22 protein-coding genes and 2 tRNA genes are annotated in these 21,870 nt (G+C 57.6%); 4 read left to right on the forward strand and 20 right to left on the reverse strand.

Annotated elements, in window-relative coordinates; genetic code table 11:
* Position 1: 1 nt before the first annotated feature.
* The 7 genes from ACSQ8R_RS22970 to ACSQ8R_RS23000 all read right to left on the reverse strand — a co-directional run bounded on the left by ACSQ8R_RS22970 (position 2) and on the right by ACSQ8R_RS23000 (position 8,628).
* The gene (locus ACSQ8R_RS22970) at positions 2 to 844 is read right to left on the reverse strand and encodes an NAD-dependent epimerase/dehydratase family protein (protein ID WP_436255701.1); all 843 of its coding nucleotides are present in this window, start codon (positions 842 to 844) and stop codon (positions 2 to 4) included.
* Positions 837 to 1,550, reverse strand: coding sequence for a nucleotidyltransferase family protein (locus ACSQ8R_RS22975; protein WP_105423322.1), 714 nt, complete (start codon positions 1,548 to 1,550; stop codon positions 837 to 839). Before ACSQ8R_RS22975 ends, ACSQ8R_RS22970 begins: the two co-directional genes overlap by 8 nt.
* Positions 1,543 to 2,523 (reverse strand): NAD-dependent 4,6-dehydratase LegB, encoded by a 981-nt coding sequence (locus ACSQ8R_RS22980; protein WP_436255702.1) that lies wholly within the window; start codon positions 2,521 to 2,523, stop codon positions 1,543 to 1,545. The genes ACSQ8R_RS22975 and ACSQ8R_RS22980 overlap by 8 nt, the downstream gene beginning before the upstream one ends.
* A 294-nt stretch (positions 2,524 to 2,817) precedes the next feature.
* The gene (locus ACSQ8R_RS22985; RefSeq protein ID WP_436255703.1) at positions 2,818 to 4,599 is read right to left on the reverse strand and encodes an ABC transporter ATP-binding protein; all 1,782 of its coding nucleotides are present in this window, start codon (positions 4,597 to 4,599) and stop codon (positions 2,818 to 2,820) included.
* Positions 4,600 to 4,800: 201 nt separating this feature from the next.
* Positions 4,801 to 6,714 (reverse strand): acyltransferase family protein, encoded by a 1,914-nt coding sequence (locus ACSQ8R_RS22990; protein ID WP_436255704.1) that lies wholly within the window; start codon positions 6,712 to 6,714, stop codon positions 4,801 to 4,803.
* A gap of 396 nt (positions 6,715 to 7,110) precedes the next feature.
* Positions 7,111 to 7,983: a sialate O-acetylesterase gene (locus tag ACSQ8R_RS22995; RefSeq protein ID WP_436255705.1), complete on the reverse strand. Its 873-nt coding sequence runs from the start codon at positions 7,981 to 7,983 to the stop codon at positions 7,111 to 7,113.
* A 366-nt stretch (positions 7,984 to 8,349) separates the two neighbouring features.
* Positions 8,350 to 8,628 carry a hypothetical protein gene (locus ACSQ8R_RS23000; protein ID WP_436255706.1) on the reverse strand — a complete coding sequence of 93 codons (279 nt, stop codon included), beginning with the start codon at positions 8,626 to 8,628 and terminating at the stop codon, positions 8,350 to 8,352.
* A gap of 573 nt (positions 8,629 to 9,201) precedes the next feature.
* On the opposite strand from ACSQ8R_RS23000, the gene ACSQ8R_RS23005 reads away from it, so the two are divergent.
* On the forward strand, positions 9,202 to 9,543 hold the full coding sequence (locus ACSQ8R_RS23005; protein WP_436255707.1) for a hypothetical protein: 342 nt from the start codon (positions 9,202 to 9,204) through the stop codon (positions 9,541 to 9,543).
* A 221-nt stretch (positions 9,544 to 9,764) separates the two neighbouring features.
* On the opposite strand, the gene ACSQ8R_RS23010 is transcribed toward ACSQ8R_RS23005, so the two are convergent.
* The 9 genes from ACSQ8R_RS23010 to ACSQ8R_RS23050 form a co-directional block, all read right to left on the reverse strand.
* Positions 9,765 to 9,840, reverse strand: a tRNA-Phe gene (locus ACSQ8R_RS23010).
* 176 nt (positions 9,841 to 10,016) lie between these two features.
* Positions 10,017 to 10,226, reverse strand: coding sequence for a DNA gyrase inhibitor YacG (gene yacG / locus ACSQ8R_RS23015; RefSeq protein WP_436255708.1), 210 nt, complete (start codon positions 10,224 to 10,226; stop codon positions 10,017 to 10,019).
* Positions 10,227 to 10,372: 146 nt separating this feature from the next.
* Positions 10,373 to 10,993: a Maf-like protein gene (locus tag ACSQ8R_RS23020; protein ID WP_436255709.1), complete on the reverse strand. Its 621-nt coding sequence runs from the start codon at positions 10,991 to 10,993 to the stop codon at positions 10,373 to 10,375.
* A 24-nt stretch (positions 10,994 to 11,017) separates the two neighbouring features.
* Positions 11,018 to 11,236, reverse strand: a complete 219-nt coding sequence (gene infA, locus ACSQ8R_RS23025; RefSeq protein ID WP_004435948.1) for a translation initiation factor IF-1 — start codon at positions 11,234 to 11,236, stop codon at positions 11,018 to 11,020.
* 153 nt (positions 11,237 to 11,389) lie between these two features.
* The gene (locus ACSQ8R_RS23030; protein WP_436255710.1) at positions 11,390 to 11,881 is read right to left on the reverse strand and encodes a low molecular weight phosphatase family protein; all 492 of its coding nucleotides are present in this window, start codon (positions 11,879 to 11,881) and stop codon (positions 11,390 to 11,392) included.
* A gap of 2 nt (positions 11,882 to 11,883) precedes the next feature.
* Positions 11,884 to 12,357 carry a UPF0262 family protein gene (locus ACSQ8R_RS23035; RefSeq protein ID WP_436255711.1) on the reverse strand — a complete coding sequence of 158 codons (474 nt, stop codon included), beginning with the start codon at positions 12,355 to 12,357 and terminating at the stop codon, positions 11,884 to 11,886.
* 3 nt (positions 12,358 to 12,360) lie between these two features.
* On the reverse strand, positions 12,361 to 13,674 hold the full coding sequence (hisD, locus tag ACSQ8R_RS23040) for a histidinol dehydrogenase (protein WP_436255712.1): 1,314 nt from the start codon (positions 13,672 to 13,674) through the stop codon (positions 12,361 to 12,363).
* Positions 13,675 to 13,741: 67 nt separating this feature from the next.
* Positions 13,742 to 14,176 carry a DUF2948 family protein gene (locus ACSQ8R_RS23045; protein ID WP_436255713.1) on the reverse strand — a complete coding sequence of 145 codons (435 nt, stop codon included), beginning with the start codon at positions 14,174 to 14,176 and terminating at the stop codon, positions 13,742 to 13,744.
* Positions 14,177 to 14,386: 210 nt separating this feature from the next.
* Entirely contained in the window at positions 14,387 to 15,277 is an 891-nt protein-coding gene (locus ACSQ8R_RS23050) for a LysR family transcriptional regulator (RefSeq protein ID WP_436255714.1), read from the reverse strand.
* Positions 15,278 to 15,381: 104 nt separating this feature from the next.
* Between ACSQ8R_RS23050 and ACSQ8R_RS23055 the strand changes: the two genes are divergently transcribed.
* Both ACSQ8R_RS23055 and ACSQ8R_RS23060 read left to right on the forward strand, forming a co-directional pair.
* Entirely contained in the window at positions 15,382 to 16,251 is an 870-nt protein-coding gene (locus tag ACSQ8R_RS23055; protein WP_436255715.1) for an SDR family oxidoreductase, read from the forward strand.
* 39 nt (positions 16,252 to 16,290) lie between these two features.
* The gene (locus tag ACSQ8R_RS23060) at positions 16,291 to 16,764 is read left to right on the forward strand and encodes an AtaL-like protein (protein WP_436255716.1); all 474 of its coding nucleotides are present in this window, start codon (positions 16,291 to 16,293) and stop codon (positions 16,762 to 16,764) included.
* A 51-nt stretch (positions 16,765 to 16,815) separates the two neighbouring features.
* Here the strand turns inward: ACSQ8R_RS23060 and ACSQ8R_RS23065 are convergent, their stop codons facing one another.
* The 3 genes from ACSQ8R_RS23065 to ACSQ8R_RS23075 all read right to left on the reverse strand — a co-directional run bounded on the left by ACSQ8R_RS23065 (position 16,816) and on the right by ACSQ8R_RS23075 (position 19,445).
* Positions 16,816 to 17,658, reverse strand: a complete 843-nt coding sequence (locus ACSQ8R_RS23065; protein WP_436255717.1) for an oxidoreductase — start codon at positions 17,656 to 17,658, stop codon at positions 16,816 to 16,818.
* Positions 17,659 to 17,797: 139 nt separating this feature from the next.
* Positions 17,798 to 19,090 (reverse strand): UDP-N-acetylglucosamine 1-carboxyvinyltransferase, encoded by a 1,293-nt coding sequence (gene murA / locus ACSQ8R_RS23070; protein ID WP_436255718.1) that lies wholly within the window; start codon positions 19,088 to 19,090, stop codon positions 17,798 to 17,800.
* 124 nt (positions 19,091 to 19,214) lie between these two features.
* Positions 19,215 to 19,445, reverse strand: a complete 231-nt coding sequence (locus ACSQ8R_RS23075; RefSeq protein ID WP_436255719.1) for a hypothetical protein — start codon at positions 19,443 to 19,445, stop codon at positions 19,215 to 19,217.
* A gap of 152 nt (positions 19,446 to 19,597) precedes the next feature.
* Here ACSQ8R_RS23075 and ACSQ8R_RS23080 point away from each other — a divergent pair.
* A tRNA-Thr gene (locus tag ACSQ8R_RS23080) sits at positions 19,598 to 19,672 on the forward strand.
* Positions 19,673 to 20,132: 460 nt separating this feature from the next.
* On the opposite strand, the gene ACSQ8R_RS23085 is transcribed toward ACSQ8R_RS23080, so the two are convergent.
* Positions 20,133 to 21,758, reverse strand: coding sequence for a hypothetical protein (locus ACSQ8R_RS23085; protein WP_436255720.1), 1,626 nt, complete (start codon positions 21,756 to 21,758; stop codon positions 20,133 to 20,135).
* Positions 21,759 to 21,870: the final 112 nt, after the last annotated feature.

Raw genomic sequence — 21,870 nt, forward strand, 5'->3', positions numbered from 1 at the left:
TCTAACGCTCCGCTATCATAGCCTTGATGCCAGCTGAAAAATCCCACTTCGGGCGCCATGCAATCATCTTCTCTGCGCATCCTATGTCAGCGCGCACGTCAAGTATCTCATTCCGCCTAGCCGCGCAAGACGAACTTACTGGGAGGCTTGTTCCGCAGACCTCCTGAATGACATCGATTATATCTTGCACCGACAGGGATATGCCGGACCCGATGTTTAGACAGTTATAGCCGTCTGGAGCCTGTAGGGCAGCGATGAATGCATCGACGACATCATCGATGTAAACGAAGTCCCGTCGAGGCGTAAGGTCCATTACATTGACTGACGACCTCGAGCTTATCTGCGAGATAAGCATAGGGATCAAGAACTCAGGCCTTTGCCCTGGGCCGTAAACGTTGAATATCCTCAGCGCGGTAACAGGTACATCCTCGTGGATGGCCGCGAATTCGCACAGTTGTTCGGCGAACCTTTTAGAGACTGCGTAAGGATTGTTAGGGTTGACCGGGTCACTTTCCCGGATTGGCAAGCGAGCGGGAACGCCATAAACGTAGGCGCTGGCAAATACCATGCGAGCACCGTGACGCTTACACCATTCAAGTGCATTCTGCGTCCCGACGACATTCGTCGCAAGGAAGGAAGAGGCATTGGTCCAACTGTCGGGCACATAGCTTCTGCCAGCCAGGTGAAACAGCACCGACGCCGGCGGCAGATCGCGCCACATCGCCGGATCGGATACGTCGTGTGTCCGATCGAGGGCGAGGGTTGCGGTGCCTTGGTTCTCAAGCGCCTGGATCAGGTTCCGGCCTATGAAACCGCCCGCGCCGGTGACAACCGCGTCAGTCATTCAAAAATTTGTGTCGCATCGATTCGAACTCCTCGATGGCAAGGGCGTAATCATCAGGTCTGCCAATATCCAGCCAATATCCGTCGAAAGGTCGAACATAGGCGGGCTTTTTTGCGGCAAGAAGATCGAGCATCAGCTGATCGAAGCCGTAGGCTCCTTCGGAGGGAAAATGTGCGATCGCTCTCGACGAGAGCATATAGACGCCCATGCTGACCTGATAATTGGCCACTGGCTTCTCGCGGAAGCCGCACAGCATGCCTTGCTGGTCCGTGTCCAAAACTCCGTAATCGATGCGGTGTTCGCGGTTCTTGGCGGAGATCGTGAATATGTCGCCTCTTCGCACATGGCTGTCGTGAAACGCCGCGAAATCCAGGTCGGTCAGGATATCACCGTTCATCACCAAAAAATTGTCGGGCAGATCGCGAATGAGGTTTAGTGCACCCATTGTGCCCAAGGGCCGATCTTCCAGGGAATAATCAATCCGAACACCCCACTTCGCACCGTCTTGGAAGAAAGCCTTGATGATCTCGGCCTGATGATTCACAGCCATAGTGATGTGGGTGAAGCCGGCACTGATCAGTTGGCGAACGATGACTTCAAGAATGGGATATTCGCCAATCGGCATCAAAGGCTTAGGCAGGACCACGGTGTAGGGCCTTAGCCGCGTACCTTGGCCGCCCGCCAGAATTACTGCTCGCCTAGACATTGTATCGAGTTGCCTTGTACCTGCTCAGATTGATCGGGTCGCGCATCCATTTTATGGTTGTTCGCAGCCCCTCTTCCAGCGAATAGCTTGGCATGAAGCCAGTGAGCGAGCGAATGAGGCTGTTGTCGCAGAGAAGCCGCTCAACCTCGCTGTTGGCGGGGCGAAGTCTCTGTTCGTCGCACTGAATGTTGACTGGTGTATCGATGAGACGGGCAATGAGATGGACCGTATCCAGAACGGAAATCTCGCAGCCGGAACCGATATTGACAGTCTTGCCGATCGCTTCAGGAGCCTTGGCCAGGGCGATGAATGCGTCGCACGTGTCCTGAACATAGTTGAAATCGCGTGTTGGGGCGACGGAGCCCAATTTTATAGATCGTTGTCCGTTCAGAAGCTGGGTGATGACGGTGGGGATGACCGCCCTGGCTGATTGCCTTGGCCCAAAGGTATTGAATGGACGGGCGATGACCACAGGCAGACTGAAGCTCGAATGGAAGCTAAAAGCCAAAGCGTCGGATGCAATTTTGGTCGCCGAATATGGCGACTGTGCCTGCAGAGGGTGGCTTTCATTTATTGGAACAGAGAGCGCCGTTCCGTAGACCTCGCTGGTCGAAGTCTGAACGAAGCATTCCACGCCGGCATCGAGAGCGCCTTGAAGCACATTCAGCGTGCCGTGAATGTTGGTATCGACGTAGCTGGACGGAGCCTGATATGAGTAAGGGATTGCGATCAGCGCAGCGAGATGAAAGATCGTATCGACGCCCTTTGCGATCGAGCGCATTTGCGCGGGGTCGCGCACATCGCCGAGAACGGCTTCGAAGTTTCCCGCATATTGGGATCCATCCAACCAGCCCCAGCTTGAGGACGAATTATACTGGCAAAGCGCACGAACGCTTACGCCCGTCTTCACCAGCGATTCTACGAGATGAGACCCGATGAAACCGTCGGCACCCGTCACCAGGACCTTTTTCATAATATCCTCAGCATAATATATCCGGCCGAAAAGGGTATCCCTCAGCTGGGGTCGCTTCTATCGTGCCGCGTCTGATCGTTCAAGAGCGACTAGACCAAATGGTCGTCTGCATCGATTTGATACGATAGCCGACTGACAATTGGTTTTTTCCCTCGCCAAAGAGGGAAGTGCCTTTCCTCATACGATGATGCGACGTAGCCGCGGGAACGACGAAGAGAAGCGAGCGATTGAAGGCGCCAACGTTCAATGATGGAAACGACCGCCTTGACTGCGACGAACCTTTGGAGACTTCGCTTAGCCCCCGCGCAAAGGCTGCTGAAGGTTGTTCAATCGGGCGTAAAGGCCGTCCTTGACCTGAACCAAGGTCTCATGAGTGCCTTGCTCAACGACGTTACCTTGTTGCATGACGACGATCTTATCCGCTTGAACGATCGTGGAAAGTCGATGCGCTATCACAACAACCGTGCGCCCGGTCATTGCTCTGTCAAGAGCCATCTGAACAGCGGCTTCGGACTCCGTGTCGAGTGCGGAGGTTGCCTCGTCCAGCAAAAGAATGGGAGCATTGCGAACGAGGGCTCGGGCAATGGAAAGGCGTTGGCGTTCTCCGCCTGAAAGGGTGACGCCGTTCTCACCTACAGGCGTGTCGTAGCCTGATGGCTTGGCCATTATGAAATCGTGGGCGTAGGCAAGCTCGGCCGCGATCTCCACTTCGGCATCCGTTGCATCGGGACGGCCGTAACGAATGTTGTCGCGGATAGAGCCTTCAAAAAGGTAAGGTTGTTGTGAGACGTAGGCCAGATGTCGCCTCAGCGAGTCCTTCGTTATATGAGCAATATCCTGTTCATCGATGAAGATCTGCCCCCCTGTGGGATCATAAAACCGCGGGATCAGATTAATGATGGTCGACTTGCCCGCGCCAGAAGGCCCGACGAGTGCGGTTGTTTTTCCGCCTTCCGCAACAAAGCTGATATTCTTCAGCACCGGATGGCCACCGTAAGCAAAATCAACATTTCGGAATTCGATTCTTGCTTCCGTGGTTCGTAGCGGCACCGCATCGGGAAGGTCGCGCTGGTTGGGCTGCATATCAAGGATGTCGTAGAGCATTCTGGCGTTGACCGCCGCTCGCTCGAGATAAACCTGTAGCTTGGCAAGGCGTCGGACGGGATCATATGCGAGCAGCAGCGCGGTCACAAAGGAGAAGAATGCGCCTGGAGGGACATTGTAAAAGATGGAACGATATGCGGCGTATGCAAGCACCCCTGCCACAGCAATACCCGCAAAACTCTCCGTCATAGGTGCATTGCGTTCGGAAAGCCTGGCAATCTTGTTTGCCCGGCGTTCTGAATGGTCAATAATCTCATTCAGCTTCTTTTCAAGTTCACGCTCCATAGTAAATGCCTTTACGATGGGAATGCCTTGAATAGTCTCCTGCATCACACCGAAGGCGCGACTGTTAAGTTGGATGGCCTCCTTTGTTGCTTGCCTAAGCCGCAGTGAAAGGTGCCTTAGACCAAAGACAAGCAATGGTGCCGCCACAAAGACGATCAGGCTAAGAAGCGGATCCTGATAGATCATGACGCCGACAAGCGAAATGAATGTGAGCAGATCGCGAGCGACTGAAGTGACTGTCAGGTTCATGACGTCGCGGATGCCGCCGATATTTTGATTGACCTGAGCAGCCAGTTGCGCTGATCTATTCTCATTATAGAAGCTGACCGACAAAGTCATGAGATGCGCGTAAACTCGCTTTTGATAGCGAGCAACGATGTTGTTTCCTATTTTCGATAGAGCCACAGCCTGTCCGTAACTTGCGAATCCACGAAGAACAAACGCGAGAAAAATCGACAAGCATATGACCCCAACCACCTCTGCGCGTTTGTTGGCGAATGCTTCGTCGATAATGACGCGCATGATCCAGGCGGTGAAGGCAGTAGAAAGCGCTACCGCGACCAGACAGGCGATCGCGAAGCTATATCCCATGACGTGGTCACGACCATTTTCGGCCACGATGCGCTTAAGAACACGTACAATGGTGTCGCTATCGAGCGCGTTCCTGTTGCTTTTTGAAATCTTCAAGAATTAACTTCCTGTTCCTGCCATCGTTGTAGGCTGCGGATCGCTATAGTGGTTCAGCATGCGTTTGAACAGATGGTCCGGCCGGTTGCGGAAACACACGCTCCAACTGGGGCGCGGATTTCGACCAAAATCAGCGACCAGGCTTCACCTTTGTGACCCTCGGGGCAGCCTCATCATCGGGAGAGAGTTTGCGGTCCTCGATCAGGGGAATGCTTTTCTTCGCTCTCCCGAAAGCGCGAAATCCTCGAACAGCGTCATCGAACCAAGCGGTGACAAATGGCCCCCATCGAAGTAATAGGATGCACCGTCGCGCGCAACCATGCAGCGTAGCTCGGGATCCCTCTTGCAGAGGTAGGCCGCCGGGTCGCGAAAGTTAAAGCCATATCTTTGAGCTTCTGCCGCAAGGATCTGGTTTGCGGCGGCGAGATCATATGCCTTCAGATACACCTCTCCAGTGTTCTTGAGGCCTTGCCTCACCATGAGGGATTGCGGAGGGAGGGGGTACTCCGGGGTCTCTCCTATAACGATGACTTCCGCGTTCGTGGCCTTGAGAACATCGAAAAGCGCGCGGACAGATCCGACGAAGGACTCGGCACCACCATCAATTACGACGCCGATCCAGCGAGATGACACGACGACGATGTCCCCTGGCCTGATCTGTGGAGCAATCTTTTCCACGAACGCGCGATAGAAAACCTTACACCGGTCGGGATTCTTTGCGTAGTCAACAGCTCTGCAGCTCGTTCCAGTCCACTGCTGTACAGCGAAGTCCTCGCTTCCAAAAACCTTGCGAACACCCGTCATCCAATGTGCCGCTTTGGAATCCCCGAAGACGATCACCCGTCTTTTTGAGGACTCCGACACGCATTTGTTGGCGAAAAGAGTGTCGACGCTTTGCTCGTAGTCGATGAAACAACGACCAAGATCGTAGCTCCTAAAATTGTCTCTGTAGGACGTTTCGCCCTCGCGCAACAGTGCGACCTGATCTGGTGAATACCGCTCATAGAAACCGCTCTTCCAAACCCCGAGAACGCTAACGGCAAGGATGATCAGCAGTGGGACACCCGTGCTCCACACCAAAGTAGCGAACGGAATGCGCCGTGCGTCTCGGAAAGGCCGTTCGATGAATTGTGCGGATAGAAAGCCAAGAACTATCGACACGCTCGCCATGATCATCATCACTGGAAGACCAGCGTCATTTTCGTAGAAGTAACGAGTAAAGACGAAGATCGGGTTGTGCCAAAGGTATGCGCCATAGCTCGATCTACCGACCATGACGAGGTACTTGGAGCGCATCATCCGGCCGAAGTACGTCGCTTCGTCAGCGAAGACGAGAATGAGGGCAGAGCCCAATGTGGGGATCAGTGCCCAAAGCCCAGGAAAAGGCGTCGAATGATCGAAATAGAAAACCGACAAAACAATTAGCGACAGCCCTGCCCAGCAAAATGCTTCTTTCGTCAGGCCTCCCCCAGGTCTGGGGCCCTCCGCGAATATGACCGCAGTAAAGGCACCCAACGCCAATTCCCATGCGCGATATTCGACAAGGAAGAATGCCGCCTGAGGCCGGGACGTATTGCGAAGCTCTGCGTAGTATAGGCTGACCAAAGTCACGATGGCTAAAAATATCAGAACTTTCTGCCGTCCAGATCTAGACAGCAACACCAGCGCAATCGGGAACGCCAAATAGAATTGCTCTTCCACCGACAGGCTCCACACATGGAGCAAGGGCTTTAATTCGGAAGCCGTGGCAAAGTACCCCGCCTCTCCTCGAAAAAATATATTTGCTGAAAAGACGAACGAGTAAATGACGCTCCAATAAAAAGAAACCAGTTCCGCTGGCAGCAAGAAAACCCACGACAGTATCATGCAAAAAAGCAGGACAACCGTGAACGCGGGCACGATCCTGCGAAACCTGCGCTCGTAGAACCTTGCAAACGAAAAGTTGCCGGAGCCGATCTCTTTCATGATGATCCCGGTTATCAGATAACCGCTGATGACAAAGAAAACATCGACACCAACAAAACCCCCGCTGAACCAGCTGAGGCCAGCGTGAAACAATATTACGGGAACCACCGCAATCGCTCGGAGGCCGTCGATCTCTGGCCGATATCTCAACCGCTATCCTTTCCGAAATCACAGACATCCCAGCTACACGCGCAAGCTCTTATAGAGGATCATCACCAAAGGCCACAATGACAGACACGGCTGAGGCTCTCTTAACCCGCTGACCCACTGCGACGAAATGACAAAGACGCCAGTGGTGCGGAGATGGCCAGGGGGTCTCAGACCTCGCGATCGTAGATCAAGCCGCCGCTTTCGTGCATGACCTGCGCCAGGACGTGCGCAAGCTCATGTGGCGTGTGGACACCAGCGATTGCTACAATGGCGTTGAGCAGGTTCTTCCTCGCAGACTTGCTTTTGCTGATCTTGCGGAGCTGCCATTCAGTGAGCGTAGCAAAGGCCCCGCGGCAAATGGGCGGTCCATGTCGAGTTCCTCTGATGAGGCTGGGTCTAGAGAGCGGCCATGAGCGCAGCGACAGCCAGCGAGGCTCGCTGGAGGGCGCCGGCTTCGTTCAAATGGGTATTGTCATAGCGACCGGAAGGACCGATCAGTTCAACATTCTCGCCTGCGAATACCGTCGTGCCGTTGACGACGCTTGCCTGCGCGGCAAGGACTGCCGGACTGGTCTTGCCATAATAATAGGCTTCCTCGGCGACAAAGAACGGGCAGCCAGGGATCGCCCGATTGAACTCTGCAATGACCTTGTTCAAGGCTGCCGTGTAGGCTGCCTGTGAGGTGCCGGCGATTGTGTCGCTTTCCCCTTGTCCCCACATGATTGCAGTGCAGGGCAAGCCAAGGTCGCGGAGCCTGAGGCCGACGACATTGATGTTGTTGAACAGGTATGGAGCAGAGGTGGAGCTTGCCCACTGGTCCGCACGGGTGTTCCCGACAGCCATCGGTACAATGATAACGCGGTCGAAGTGTCCATCGATAATGAGCTTATCGGCCATGGCAAGCATCCACGTCCCGCGCTTTTCTGTGACGGGGCCGCCACTTACGTTGATGCCAAGCAACGGGTCTTTGGCTTGGTACAGCTTCCCGTCATAGATGTTCAGTTGGTCAATAGCCGAATTGGCCGGCACATATGGCGTCGGGACGTTGTTGACGCTGAGAGATTGCCCAATAAAGACGATGATGGCAGTACGATTGTCGATCGTCCCGACCGGAACTTCAACCCGGCCTGTCAGGTCAAGGACGGGGTCCGCTCCAAAAATAGCGACATTCGGATATGTGAGGTGGCGTGGGTCCAGTTTACGAACGAGTGAGCTAAACCGCGGGTAACGATCGGTCCACCGCAATATAGACGACCACTTTTTTGACAATTCTACTGCTCCAGGGCGGAAGATGCATCAACCTCCATCAGCATATCCCAGCAACGATTTCAAGCAGAAGACCAGTACAATCCACAGCACCCCAAAAATAATCCGCGAGGGAAGATGCCGACCTTTTCCTCGGCCGCCGCAGTGGCGAGATCAGGCAGCGGCGGGACGCTACGCCAAAAAGGTCTATCCTGAATGGAGGATGCGCTATGTCAGGTTATCTGCGATGTTCCCGCCCCCAAGAGACTGTTGAGGCCTCGAACGGGAGAAACGCGGGAGCCCTCTTCTTTTTGAACCTGTTTCTTCTGCGTCGGGTTGAGGGCCTGTATCACGGCGGACCGACGCAGGCCCTCGCACTGCGGGCTCCTCTTAGATCATTTCGGCCAGACGATCGGCGTGATGGGGCCGATGAACTTTCAATCGCCGGCGGCGCGATCTCGCCGCCTCGACCGCCGCGAGTTCGTCAAACATGTAGTCCAAGGCGCCATCGCGCCAAGCGATGTAGGCCACCGTCTCGGCGGCCCATAGCGGCTTTGTGCGACCCTCATAGCTGACGATGGTGAGGCGATTGTCGTATTGCCGCTGCTTTGCGACAGCATCGAAAGCCAGCTTGAAGTGATCTAGCGTCGGCACTTCGCCAACGATCATCGCATTCCCGAAAACCCTTGGTGCCATGATCTAAGTCAACTGCAAAACGGCGCCAGAGACGTCGACATTCTTGTTGAAGGTTTTAACACGCCACCGCAGGGTCGTGCCGGATGGCTGTCCTGAGACGGTGGCAATACATTCTCGCCTTCGACATGGAAGTTCATCGCATCAACGAGGTGCACAAGGCCACGAAGCCAAACCTGGCACGTTCGGCATGCTCAAAAGGTACCGCGCCAGCCTCGCTTTCAGAAGAGAGCGCCGCGCAACCGCGCCGACTACCAGAAGGTTTTCGACGCGTTTCAGCCGATCGAGGATACGGCACTGCAGAAATTCACGCGGGGCTTCGTGTGAAGATCTGCGACAAAGCCGAGGCTGCGCACAAGTTTAGTTTCGCCAACGATGTTCGCGCTGTCCTGTCCCTGCTGTTCAGCTGGGGGATGGAGTACGGGTTCGTAAAAGAAAACCCCGTCCAGCATGTCAGCCTGGCCAAACGGCCCAAATATCTAGCCGCTGCAAACCCGGCCACGGACTGGCACCGAGCGAGAGGCGGTTCTTTCTGCCCTGCGAAATCACATGGTTCCGATCAGCCTCATGATGTTCTATGGCCTCGACTCTCAATACGCCCTCGCACTGCCGCGCACGGTCGTCTCGGAAAAAGGTTTCGACACACGGCGCCAGAGGACCGGCAGCCGGTTTACCCACCCGTACTTTAGCCCGTCCAATAGGCCCTTGGCGCTTCAGTCGGCGCAGGATGCGACCGCGCTTTGCGCCAACAGTCGTGGCAAGTCGTGGACCGATAGCGGCTCGGCACCAATTGGGAACAAGTTCAAGAAGAAACTGCAGGAGGAAGGCAAGATCCAATCCGGCCTCACCTTGAAGGGCTTGGGGCACACCGTGGGGGACGATCCTCGCTGAAATGGGCCGCGACTAGGCCACGCGATCGAAGCGATGACAAAACACTACTCCATGCGCGCCGAGCGGACCAAGCAAACGGCTGCGGTCATGGTCGACTTCGGAACTGACCTGAACAACAGAAAAACAAAAATTGTCAATCCCGGCGAATAAATCTGTCAAGTCCGGATTTATTAGAAAATACTGATCTAATGAAATATACCAACGGTATTAAAGGCTTAGAATGGTGCCCGGAGGCGGATTTGAACCACCGACACGCGGATTTTCAATCCGCTGCTCTACCAACTGAGCTATCCGGGCATCGAGGCCTATGAAGCCTTCCGGTCGGGACCGGCGGGGGCGTTTCCCCCGGAGCGAGCGGGGTTATAACATCTTGTTCGGCCATGTCCAGCACCAGAACCGACTTTTTTGACAGGTTTGCGAAAATCGTAATTTCCTGAATAAAAACAGACACCCTGCCTAGCTCGATTCGTGGCTCAGTCGTCCGAGCCTTCGGCCTTTGCTTCGTCGTCAGCCACCGGAATGGCATAGGAGCCCGTCAGCCAGCGCGACAGGTCAAGCGTGCGGCAGCGGTCGGAGCAGAAAGGATAGTTTTCGCGGGAGGATGGCTTGCCGCATTCCGGGCAGGGCCTCGTCTTCCTGAGCGGCTCGACCTTGCCGCCGGTCTTGATGGGTTCGGACGCCATCGTTTAACACTCCTATTTTGTATTCTGGCACGAAATAGCTTTCAAGAGGCGAGGGAGGCCTTGGAAGCGGATGGAGGCATGTTTCGGGCTGCCCGATATCGCCTCGCTGGAGCGGCCTGCCGGCCCTCCGATATCAGCCCGCAATGTCAACCCTCAGGCCAGGCGGCCGCCACGTCGAAACCTTCGCCGGCCAGAAGCCCGGTCACTTCGAACAGCGGTAGGCCGACGACATTGGTGTAGGAGCCGACGAGCTTCTGGACGAAGGATCCGGCAATGCCCTGGATTGCGTAGGCACCCGCCTTACCGCGCCATTGGCCTGACGCGATGTAGCTCTCGATTTCGCGGGTGGAAAGCCGCTTGAAGCGAACCTTGGTCTGAACAACCTTCTGGCGGAACTGGCCGCCGGGGGTGATCAGGCAGATGCCGGTATAGACCCAGTGGCCGCGCCCGGAGAGCAGGTGCAGGGCGGATGAGGCTTCCTGCGTGTATTCGGTCTTTTCGAGAATGCGGCGGCCGACGGCGACCACCGTATCCGCCGACAGGATATAGCTGTGCCGCCAGGCCGGGTCGTTGCGGATGGCGCCGAGCGCCGCCTGCGCCTTTTCGGTCGAAAGCCGGCGGGCGAGCGAGCGCGGATGTTCGGATTTCTTCGGCGTCTCGTCGATATCCATCGGCATCAGCCGTGCCGGCGTAATGCCGGCCTGGTTGAGAAGGTCGAGACGGCGCGGAGAACCGGAGGCCAGTATCAGCTTTTGTTCCAGCGCCATGAGAGCCCGCCGCGGATGATAAGGTTACTTGAAGCGGTAGGTGATGCGGCCCTTGGTCAGGTCGTAGGGCGTCATTTCGACAAGCACCTTGTCGCCGGCGAGAACGCGGATGCGGTTCTTGCGCATGCGGCCGGCGGTGTGGGCAATGATCTCGTGTTCGTTTTCGAGCTTCACACGGAACGTCGCGTTGGGCAGGAGTTCGGTCACGACGCCCGGGAATTCGAGGACTTCTTCTTTAGCCATCTATAGTTTTTCTTCCTGTGTTGGGTTTGGGTCGGCAACGCGTTTCGCGCCCGCCCGGAAATTTGCGCGGAAACTACACAATCATGTCCGCTTTGTGAACCTCGCTTGCGCGCTATTCTCAATGTCGTTTCAGGCGGCCCCCTGCGGGAGGTTTCAGGCGGTCTCGGCCGGATGCCGGCTGGTGCCCCAAAGACGCTCCTCGATCAGCCGCCAGAGGTGATCGCGAACCTCGCGATAAGCATCCAGCAGCTGGTCGCGGGTGCCCGTTGCAGCGGTCGGGTCCATGGTCGGCCAGTAGACCACATCCACGGCATTTGAACGGGTCAGTTCCAGTGCGGCATGGTGGGCTTCCGGCGTCAGCGTAACGATCAGGTCGAAAAAATCGTCCTCGAGCTCCTCCAGCGTGCGCGGCTGATGACGGTCGATCGACAGCCCGACTTCCTCCAGCACCACATCCACGAAGGGATCACGTTCGCCGGAGCGCACGCCCGCCGACTGGATGTAGATATCGGGTGGCAGCAGCCGCTTTGCAATGGCCTCCGCCATCGGCGACCGGATGACGTTGAAGCCACACATGAAAAGAATGGCGCCCGGTTTTTTGGCCTTCGTCTCGATCTTCGTCTCCGGGGCGCGTTCTGCCTCCATGCTCAGCCGCGCCAGTAGAGCACGCAGACCAGCGTGAAGAGCCGCCGGGCGGTATCGAAATCGACGCGGATCTTGCCGTCCAGCCGGTCCATCAGGGTCTGCGAGCCCTCGTTGTGGACACCGCGCCGGCCCATGTCGATCGCCTCGATGCGGCTCGGCGTCGAGGAGCGGATCGCCTCGTAATAGCTTTCGCAGATCATGAAATAGTCCTTGATGATCCGCCGGAAGGGGGTCAGCGACAGGATATGGGTCGCGACCTGCTCGTCCTTGTCCGTGGTGATGCCAAGTACAAGCTTGCTATCGACCAGCGACAGCTTCAACTTGTAAGGGCCGCCGGCATGGCCCAGCGGTTCGAACGAGTTCTCCTCGACGAGGTCGAAGATGGCGACCGCCCGCTCGTGCTCCACATCGGGCGTCGAGCGCCCGATCGAGTCGTCCAGAACGACGTCGTAGAGCCGGTAGACCGCCGCCCCCATCCGTCAACCCTCGTCGTCGAGAGGGAGCCCGTTCAGGCGGATGGCGACGGACCGGGCATGGGCATCGAGCCCTTCGGAATGGGCAAGCGTGATCGCCGCGGGCGCAAGCTGGCGAAGCTGGTCGGGGCCGAGCCGGAGGATCGAGGTGCGCTTGACGAAATCGAGGACGGAAAGGCCGGAGGAGAAACGGGCTGAGCGTGCCGTCGGCAGCACGTGGTTGGAACCGCCGACATAATCGCCGATCACCTCCGGCGTATGGCGGCCGATGAAGATCGCGCCGGCATTGCGGATGCCGGGCAATAGCGTGTCGGGATCGGCAACGGCGAGCTCCAAGTGCTCGGCGGCGATGCGGTTGGCGAGCGGCAAGGCGGCTGTGAGGTCCGGCACCAGGATGATCGCGCCGAAATCGCGCCAGCTCGCGGCAGCGGTCTGCGAGCGCGACAGCGTCTTCAGCTGGCGCACGACGGCCGCCTCCACCGCGTGGCCGAGCCCGGCATCGTCGGTGACGAGGATCGACTGGGCGCCGGCATCGTGTTCGGCCTGGGCGAGCAGGTCGGCCGCCAGCCAGTCCGGATCGTTCTCGCCGTCGGCGATGACGAGGACTTCCGAGGGGCCGGCGATCATGTCGATGCCGACAGTGCCGAAGACATGCCGCTTGGCCGCCGCCACATAGGCGTTTCCGGGGCCGACGATCTTGGCGACCGGGGCGATGGTTTCGGTGCCGTAGGCAAGCGCCGCCACAGCCTGGGCGCCGCCGATGCGGTAGATTTCGGTGACGCCAGCGATGCGGGCAGCGGCGAGCACGGCCGGGTTGATCTTGCCGCCGTTCGCCGGCACGACCATGACCACGCGCGGCACGCCGGCGACCCTTGCCGGCACGGCATTCATGAGGACCGAACTCGGATAGCTAGCAGTGCCGCCCGGAACATAGAGCCCGACCGCTTCGATCGCAGTCCAGCGGGACCCCAGGCCGACGCCGATCGCGTCCTCGTAGATATCGTCCTTCGGCATCTGGCGGGCATGGTGGCGTTCGATGCGCTCGGCGGCGAGGTTCAGGGCATCCATGACCTTCCGGTCGGTCGCGGCAAGTGCGGCGTCGATTTCGGCTTCGGTGACCCTGATCCCGGCCTTGGCGAGGTCGATCCCGTCGAAACGGGCGGAATAATCGATCAGCGCCTGATCGCCGCGGGCGCGCACATCATCGATGATGGCCCGCACCACCACATTCACATCTTCCGAGACCTCCCGCTTGGTGGAGAGAAATGCGGAAAACTTCGCCTCAAAGTCCTGCGACGCCTGATCCAGCCAGATTGCCAAGCGGATATCCCTTCCAGCTCAAAAAACGATGTTATCCCGGTCGGACCACTGGGGCAAAGGGGCCAGATCAGGGATGACGGGGCTTAGACGCCGTTTCCCATGCGCCGCCGACATCCGCAAGAGCAACTTCGATACATTCGACATCGAGCGCAATCGTCGATTTGCCGGAAAGGACCAGTTCGATCGTTCCTTCCGGCCCGTCACCCTTCTGCGAGAAGGTGATTGCCAGCAGTGACAGGACCTCGTCCGTGCGGCCGCGATTGACGCCGGTCGAGCGCACCGCCTCGACCCGCTTGAAAACGATCGCCGCACGGCGGCGTTCGAAGCTTTTACGTTTTTTCTCGCCGGCGTTTTCCCAGACGAAACGGTTGGCAGCAAGCGAGAAATTCCGCTCGGGCTGCGACCAGCGCACGTCCCCCACCTTGAAGACCGCATCCTGCATATGGGCGGAAATCACACCCAGGTCGTCCGTATCGAGGGCCAGCAGCTTCAAGTCGGTCATCGCTTCCAATATCCATCCAGAGGCGCGCGTTCACGCGAAAGTTCCTGGAACTTGAGATAGGATGTGACGAGGCAAGAAGCAACGGCGGCGTGAGACGGAAGCACCTTTATCGGCCGGCACCGAGGGATGTGTCGGCACGGTCAAGGAGGGAAATGGAGCAGCCAGGCATTCCGTGGGCCTTTCTACGGCCGAAAGCCGGTTCGATCGTCATCACCTGCCGATATAGGCGGCCAGTTCGTCCGGCGTCCCATTTGGGAAGACCTGCTTTAGAAAGTCCAGGAATGCCGACACCCGCGCGCTGAGCAGCCGCCGGGAGGGATAGAGCGCCCACAAAGCGACCTCGGGCTCGTCGAGATCGCCCCAATGCACGAGTGTGCCGTCAGCCAGGTCGTGGGTCACCAGCGAAATGGGAAGACGTGCTGCACCGACGCCGGCTCGTACCGCGTCCCGGACCATGATGAGCGTCGACAAGGCGAGCACGGGTTCGATCTTGATCGTCGACCGGCCGGCGGGTGTCCTCACGTGCCATTTTTGCCGTTCGCCTGTCCCGCGCGCAACCCCAGGGGCAGCGAGCGCACCGGTCGAGCGAGGAAGGTCAGGGCTCGCCACGACGACCAGGCGGTCGCGCAGAAACGCCCGTCCGACCAGGTTTATGTCGGGATCTGGATTGACTCGGATTACCAGATCGTAGCCCTCCTCGATCATGTCCACAGGCCGGTCCTCGGTCGTCACCTCCAGCCTCACCTCCGGATATTTAAGGGCAAATCCCGCTGCAATCTTGCCCATCGCGCTCTGGGAGAAAAGCGCCGGCGCGCTGATACGCAATTTCCCCTTGGGCATATGGCCGCCCGAAGCAATCGCCGAAGCCGTGTCGTCTAGTTCGGAGAGCAGCCTCGCCGTCCGTTCGAAGAGCGCCCGTCCTTCTTCGGTGAGTTTCAGGTCACGCGCACCCCGCTCGAAGAGGCGCAGGCCAAGGCTGCTTTCCAATTCTCCAACCCGCCGGGACAGGGTTGCCTTGGGACGGCCGGTAGCCCTTGCCGCTTTGCCGAAGCCACCGTGGCGGGCGACGAGATTGAAATCGGCGAGGGCAAGGAGATCCATATGTGTCCTACCAGCGAGACGGTGCGTCTAAAATTTCCGTCTATTGGGCCGCCAGTGAACCACACATATTCGCGGTGTCAAGCAATCCAACACGGAGAGATACCATGACCGTTCTCGTTACCGGCGCCACAGGCAATGTTGGCCGCCAAGTCGTCGAACACCTCGTCAAGCGCGGCGCTGATGTCCGTGCTCTTATCCGCGACCCATCCAAAGCCGTTTTCCCGGCCGGCGTGAGCGTGGTGCAGGGCGACTTCCTCGATATCGATTCACTGCGAAAGGCCATGTCTGGAGTTTCCACATTGTTCCTCTTGAACGCAGTGGTACCGGACGAATTCACCCAGGCGCTGGTCGCGCTGAACGTCGCCCGCTCGGCCGGCATCGAGCGGATCGTCTACCTGTCGGTGATCCACGCCGATGTCTACGTGAACGTGCCGCATTTCGCGGGCAAGTTCGGCGTCGAACGGATGATCGAGCAGATGGGTTTCAAGGCCACGATCCTGCGCCCGGCCTACTTCATCCAGAACGATCTGATGATCAAGGACGTCATTGCCGGCTACGGCGTTTATTCCATGCCGGTCGGAGCCAAGGGCCTCGCCATGATCGATGTGCGCGATATCGCCGAGATCGCGGCCCTTGAACTGCTGCGCCGCGAACAGGCCGCAGAGCCGCTTGCGCTCGACCGGATCAACCTCGTCGGACCCGAGACGCTCACCGGAACGGACATCGCCGCCATCTGGTCAGACGTACTTGCGCGCCCGATCAGCTACGGCGGCGGCGATACCGCAGCCTTCGAGCAGAACCTCAAGCAGTTCATGCCGTCCTGGATGGCCTATGACATGCGCATGATGGGCGAGCGGTTCCTGAGCGACGGGATGCTGCCCGAGGGCGGCGACCTCGAACGCCTGATGACGATCCTCGGACGGCCCCTCCGCTCCTATCGCAACTTTGCCTCGGAAACTGCTGCCTCCACCTGAGGCAGGCAGTCGCGCGATCCAAAACAAAGGACTGTTATCATGATCTATTCGACCGCAACTGTTCCGGTGAACCCGGAGGGGGAAAGAGAGCTTACTCGGGAGCAGGTCTGGAAGGGCCTGGAGCTGAAGGCGCGCGATGCGCGCCAGTTCCTCTCACCCGGCCTCTGCACCCGCTGCGATGTCCTGGAGGAAAGTGCCACCCATTTCGTTCGCGAAGCCACCATCGCCGGCTCTGACATCAGGGAAATCATCATCCTCGAGCCGCAGAGCAAGGTTACCTTCTTCCAGGCAATCGGCCCCCGCGAGGGCGCCATCATCAATGAACTGTTCGAGGATGAAGCCGGCGCGCTGCAGCTGCGCTTCTATTGCTATCTCGGCCTGCGCGGAAAGGAGCCGAACGGCCCCGAAGAGCAGGCCGAGCAGACGCAGTTCGACAGCGAAAACGGCTACAAATCCGCCCTGCTGTCGACGCTGAAGCGCACCCGTGAACTGCTCGCGCAGGCAAGGCTTTAGTTGTCATCAGAACACGGCTTGCCCCGCAGGCAGACCCCATCGCCCCGACATTCAGCTCGGAAAATCGGCGGAAAGGCTGATTTCCTCCCAGAGTTCGATCTGGGAGAGCCGCTCCTTCAGCTTCTGGGTAACGCTGTTAAAGGCGATGGCACCGAGCACCAGGTGGCGGGGGGCTTCCGCCGCCTCTGTCGCGGCGATCATCGCCTCGCCGGCGCGCACCGGATCGCCGGGCTGGCGGCCGCTATAGCCGGATGTCGCGCCCATGCGGGCGGCGGCGGTCTCGGCATAATCGGCGATCGTGCTCGGCGTCTGCTTCAGCGAGCGGCCGGCCCAGTCGGTGCGGAACGGTCCCGGCTCGACGCAGGTGACCTTGATGCCGAGCGGCGCGCCTTCGAGGCTCAGCGCATCGGAAAAACCTTCGACCGCGTGCTTGCTCGCCGCATAATAACCGGAGCTCGGAAGGCCCATGAACCCGGCCATCGAGGTGATGTTGAGGATGTGGCCCTTGCGGCGGGCACGCATGCCAGGCAGCACGGCGCGGGTCATGGCAAACAGGCCGAAGACATTGGCGTCGAACATCGCGCGGATCTCGTCCTCCTCGCCCTCCTCGATCGACGCCTGGTAGCCGTAGCCGGCATTGTTGACCAATACGTCGATGCGGCCGAACTTCTGTTCGGCGGCGGCGACCGCATCGGAAATCTGCTTCATGTCCGTCACGTCGAGATCGAGCGCCAGGACATGATCCTTGCCGCCGGCCAGATCAGCGACCCGATCCCTGCCGCGGGCGGTGACCACGGTCGGCCAGCCGCGCTCGATCGTCAGCTTGGCGAGCTCGCGGCCGAAGCCGGTGGAGCAGCCGGTGATGAACCAGACGGGAGCTTGAATATCGGTCATGGGGAAATCTCCGTGAGGTGCCGGATCAAACAATATGAGGCGGAAAGGGGATGGACGTCTCAAAGAGATAGAAATGCAAAAAAGGACGACAAGGGTAATGCCCTGCCGTCCTTTACGAAATATCAGCCTTGCGGATCGATCAGTCGCTGACGCGTTCGACCACCGCGCCGCAGCGGGTGAGCTTTTCTTCCAGCCGCTCGAAACCGCGGTCGAGGTGATAGACACGGCTGACCATGGTCTCGCCTTCGGCGGCAAGGCCGGCAATGACCAGCGACACGGAGGCGCGCAGATCGGTCGCCATGACCGGGGCACCCTTCAGCCGCGGCACGCCTTCTACCCGGGCCTTCTGGCCAGATAGCGAGATCCTGGCGCCGAGGCGGGCGAGTTCCTGGACGTGCATAAAGCGGTTTTCGAAAATGGTCTCGGTAATGTTCGAGACGCCCGAAGAGCGGGTCATCAGCGCCATGAACTGAGCCTGCAGGTCGGTCGGGAAACCCGGGAATGGTTCGGTGGTGATATCGACCGGCTGGATGCCGTTGCCGTTGCGCACGACGCGCAGCCCGCTTTCCGTCTCGGTGATCTGGGCGCCGGCCAGACACAGCGTATCGAGAGCGTTGTCGAGCAGCGATGCTTCGGTGCCCTCGAGCACCACGTCTCCGCCGGCCATCGCAACTGCCATGGCATAGGTGCCGGTCTCGATACGATCCGGCAGGACCCGGTGGCGCGCACCTGAAAGCGAGGTGACGCCTTCGATGGTGATGGTCCTGGTGCCGGCGCCGGAAATCTTGGCGCCCATGGCGGTCAGGCATTTTGCGAGATCGACGACCTCCGGCTCACGTGCGGCGTTTTCGATCACCGTCGTACCACGGGCAAGCGTCGCCGCCATCATCATCACGTGGGTTGCGCCGACCGACACTTTCGGGAAGACGTAAGTGGCCCCGATCAGACCGCCCTTCGGCGCCGTCGCGTTCACATAACCGCCATCGACCTCGAGCGTGGCGCCGAGCGCCTGCAGGCCTTCGAGGAAGAGATCGACCGGGCGCGTGCCGATCGCGCAGCCGCCCGGCAGCGAAACGCGCGCCTGGCCTTCGCGGGCCAGCAGCGGCCCGATGACCCAGAAGCTCGCCCGCATCTTCGAGACCAGTTCATAGGGCGCGGTCGTATCGACGATGGTGCGGCAGGTGAAGTTGATGGTGCGGGAATAACTCTCTTCCTGACGCTCGCGTCGGCCGTTGACGGCGACATCGACCCCATGATTGCCGAGGATGCGCAGGAGCTGTTCCACGTCGGCCAGATGCGGCACGTTTTCGAGCGTCAGCGTGTCGCTCGTCAGAAGGGAAGCGATCATCAGCGGCAGAGCGGCGTTTTTCGCTCCCGAGATCGGAATGGTGCCCTTGAGTTCGTTGCCGCCCACAATTCTGATGCGATCCATAAGTTGTAACTCTTCCTTCTGAGCGCGAAAGGTGGCGTCCTTAAACGAAATCCGCCGCTGCTTCAATGATTGCTGAAATGGCCTGCCCGAATAGCCTGCTCGCTGACCCGTCCTGGCGCATAAGCTATGATGATTCGTCCGTTTTTGCGGCAGGCAGCCCCTCCGTCGAATCCTTCTCGCCCGCCCGCCGCGCACGCGCCTGCGTCTTGCGGCGCATCAGATTCTCGCGAAGTTTGGCCGCAGCCTTTGCCTTGCGCTGCGCCTCACGGGCTTCAACCGCCCTGCGGTGCCGCTCGCCGCGGCCCTCGCCGGTCTCTCCGCCTTCTGAATCGTGCCGTTCTTCGTCATTCGCCATGGCCCTCCATACCCAAAAACCGGGATTCTTGAAAGCGGAAGCGACGTTTTCCCCACTCGTTGGCAAAGAACTTGGAATTTGCGGCTTGCACTGTCGGTGAACCTATGGCAATAGGCCGCTGCCGACGACGCGGGTCTTTCGCGCCGGCTGACGCTGCTATAGCTCAGGGGTAGAGCACTCCCTTGGTAAGGGAGAGGCCGAGAGTTCAAATCTCTCTAGCAGCACCATTTTTCCTTCTGGAAAAGTGCGTTAAGCTCCACTATGTTACTGTTATCAGAGAGTTTAAGGATTGTCTCTGCAGACGCGTGGTGTGTCTACTATCAGTAGCACAGGTTTGTTTTCCAGGGGCCTTCCTCCTCGACGGCTCAGATGCTGCTCGTGACATCATCATCGGGGCCGACATCTTCTTCGCGCCCGAAAGCGCGCGCTGGACTTTCCTCAGGGAGAACGCACCAGCACCAAACCGACTATTGGCGAGCTGAATGATCAGGCTACGGCAAAAGGAAATAGGTGGCCGGATTTTACTCCGCCCGCGGCTGGATTATTCCGCCGCTACTGTGGCCGAGTTTTGCACCGCCGCTCTCACTACGACTAGACGCCGGCCCAATACGGCATCTAGCCGACTCGCATAACCGATTCTACTCAATTTATGAGTTCACGGCCTGACAATCACATTAGGTCACGTTTTCACCGGGATGACTGGCAAAAGGGACCGTCAAAGCTCAAGAGATGTCTTGCCACATAGCGTTCAGGATGCGTTATCTTGACGAAAAAAGCCCTGGCCGCATAGGACCATTTATTTCGCCCGGCGCGTCCGCGGTGAATGATATAGAGGCATCCAGGAACATCAAATGCCGCGTGTTCAACTTTCGTCCAAGCGCCTAAGAACTTTCCGAAATTATTCACGAATCCAGACCAGCCTCCATAGGCGACCACGGACTCATAGTTGAGAACCAATGCATCGCGCTTCCCGGTGACGGATTCATGTAGCCCGGCGTACTCGCCCAATCCGGCGGGGGTATCGAAGGCTTGCAGGCCCGATCGGTCGAGGATTACGAAATTGCGACTCCGCAAGTCGGGAGTGTTCCTGATGGTATCAGCAAAAGCCTCCTGCCGCAGGTGGTCAAGGTAAAAAGTACCATAGACGAACCACCAATTCACAACCAACACCGCGATTAAGCCGCCAAAAGAGGCGACTGTCATACGATGGCGTTTATCGGGGTTCATCGCCGGAAAAACGTCACATATGATCTTGAATATACCCATCGTCGAAAAGGCCGCGCCAAACGGAAGTAATATCTGAAAACGGGTCGTGAGCCAAGTCTCATAGGAGGGTTCCTTCCCGACCATCACATAGGCTAAAGCGCCCAGCCCCAGCAGCACGACACCGATACTGATCAGTCTTCTTCCGCTATGTCGTGTCTCGCGGTGGCTGCACCCTTGATAGGGTATGAAATAAATCGCCAGCATGGCCGCCAGGAAAATTAGTACGGTAAACTTATTTCCGAGATATATTCCATCAAATGGCAATAGGTAGGAAAATATTAATTTGATTTCGGAGATCAGAACAGAGAATTTTATGTTGATCACGTTGTAATCAGCCGCAAACATTCCGCTTTTTTTGAATAAAAAATGCTGAATTATAGCGTAGATAAATGGTATGATCACAATCAAAGCTGTCCTTTTTATAATATATTTGATTACGCGCGAATCGCCTTTAACAGAAAATGCGTCCGCCGAAGCTTTGGCTTTTTGGTAAAAGAGGTATATTCCAAGGAAAAGCACCAGCAAAAACGCTGGAACCAAGGAATTTAATTGAAATGAAAATATAAATAATAAATACGAAAAGTATTCTTTAAATTTATTATTATATTTTACAGAAGTGACAAAAATATATGTGGCAACGACGAAGGTAAGTAGGAAAAATGACGCTGGATTGTTGATTGCTGCAATTCTGGCATAGTATACTGGTTGGGTCGCCGCCAGCAAAGATAGGGACAATGCTTCAAATTTTGGGAAATCAAGACATTTTAGTATAAGGTAGAACACATGAACGATAAAATAACATAGAACAAACGTGGAGAGGGCGTAAAGCCACCATCCAGCCGTCTGTATAGCGTAATGATAGTAGCCGACAAGCGGAGATCCAGCTTGCGTAAAAACAGAAATAAGCATGTCTTTACTAGCGCCAGAAAGGCTCCAGTCATCCCAATACCTGGCGTCTGATAAAAGAAAAATTGGAAGATGGGCGGCTGCGTAAACAAAGAACAATTGTAATTCAGCTCTTTTAAAAGGAATTTTCAAGTCAGGCATCCGATAGCGTTCCTTATGTAATGCGATCCATTGTTTCACAGAATCTCAGGTCGTGCTGCATGCTCTATGAATTTTTATGTTCTCTCCGATGCAGAAAAAATGTTGTGCGGCA

Source organism: Neorhizobium sp. LjRoot104 (assembly GCF_964253725.1).
Taxonomy (GTDB): domain Bacteria; phylum Pseudomonadota; class Alphaproteobacteria; order Rhizobiales; family Rhizobiaceae; genus Neorhizobium.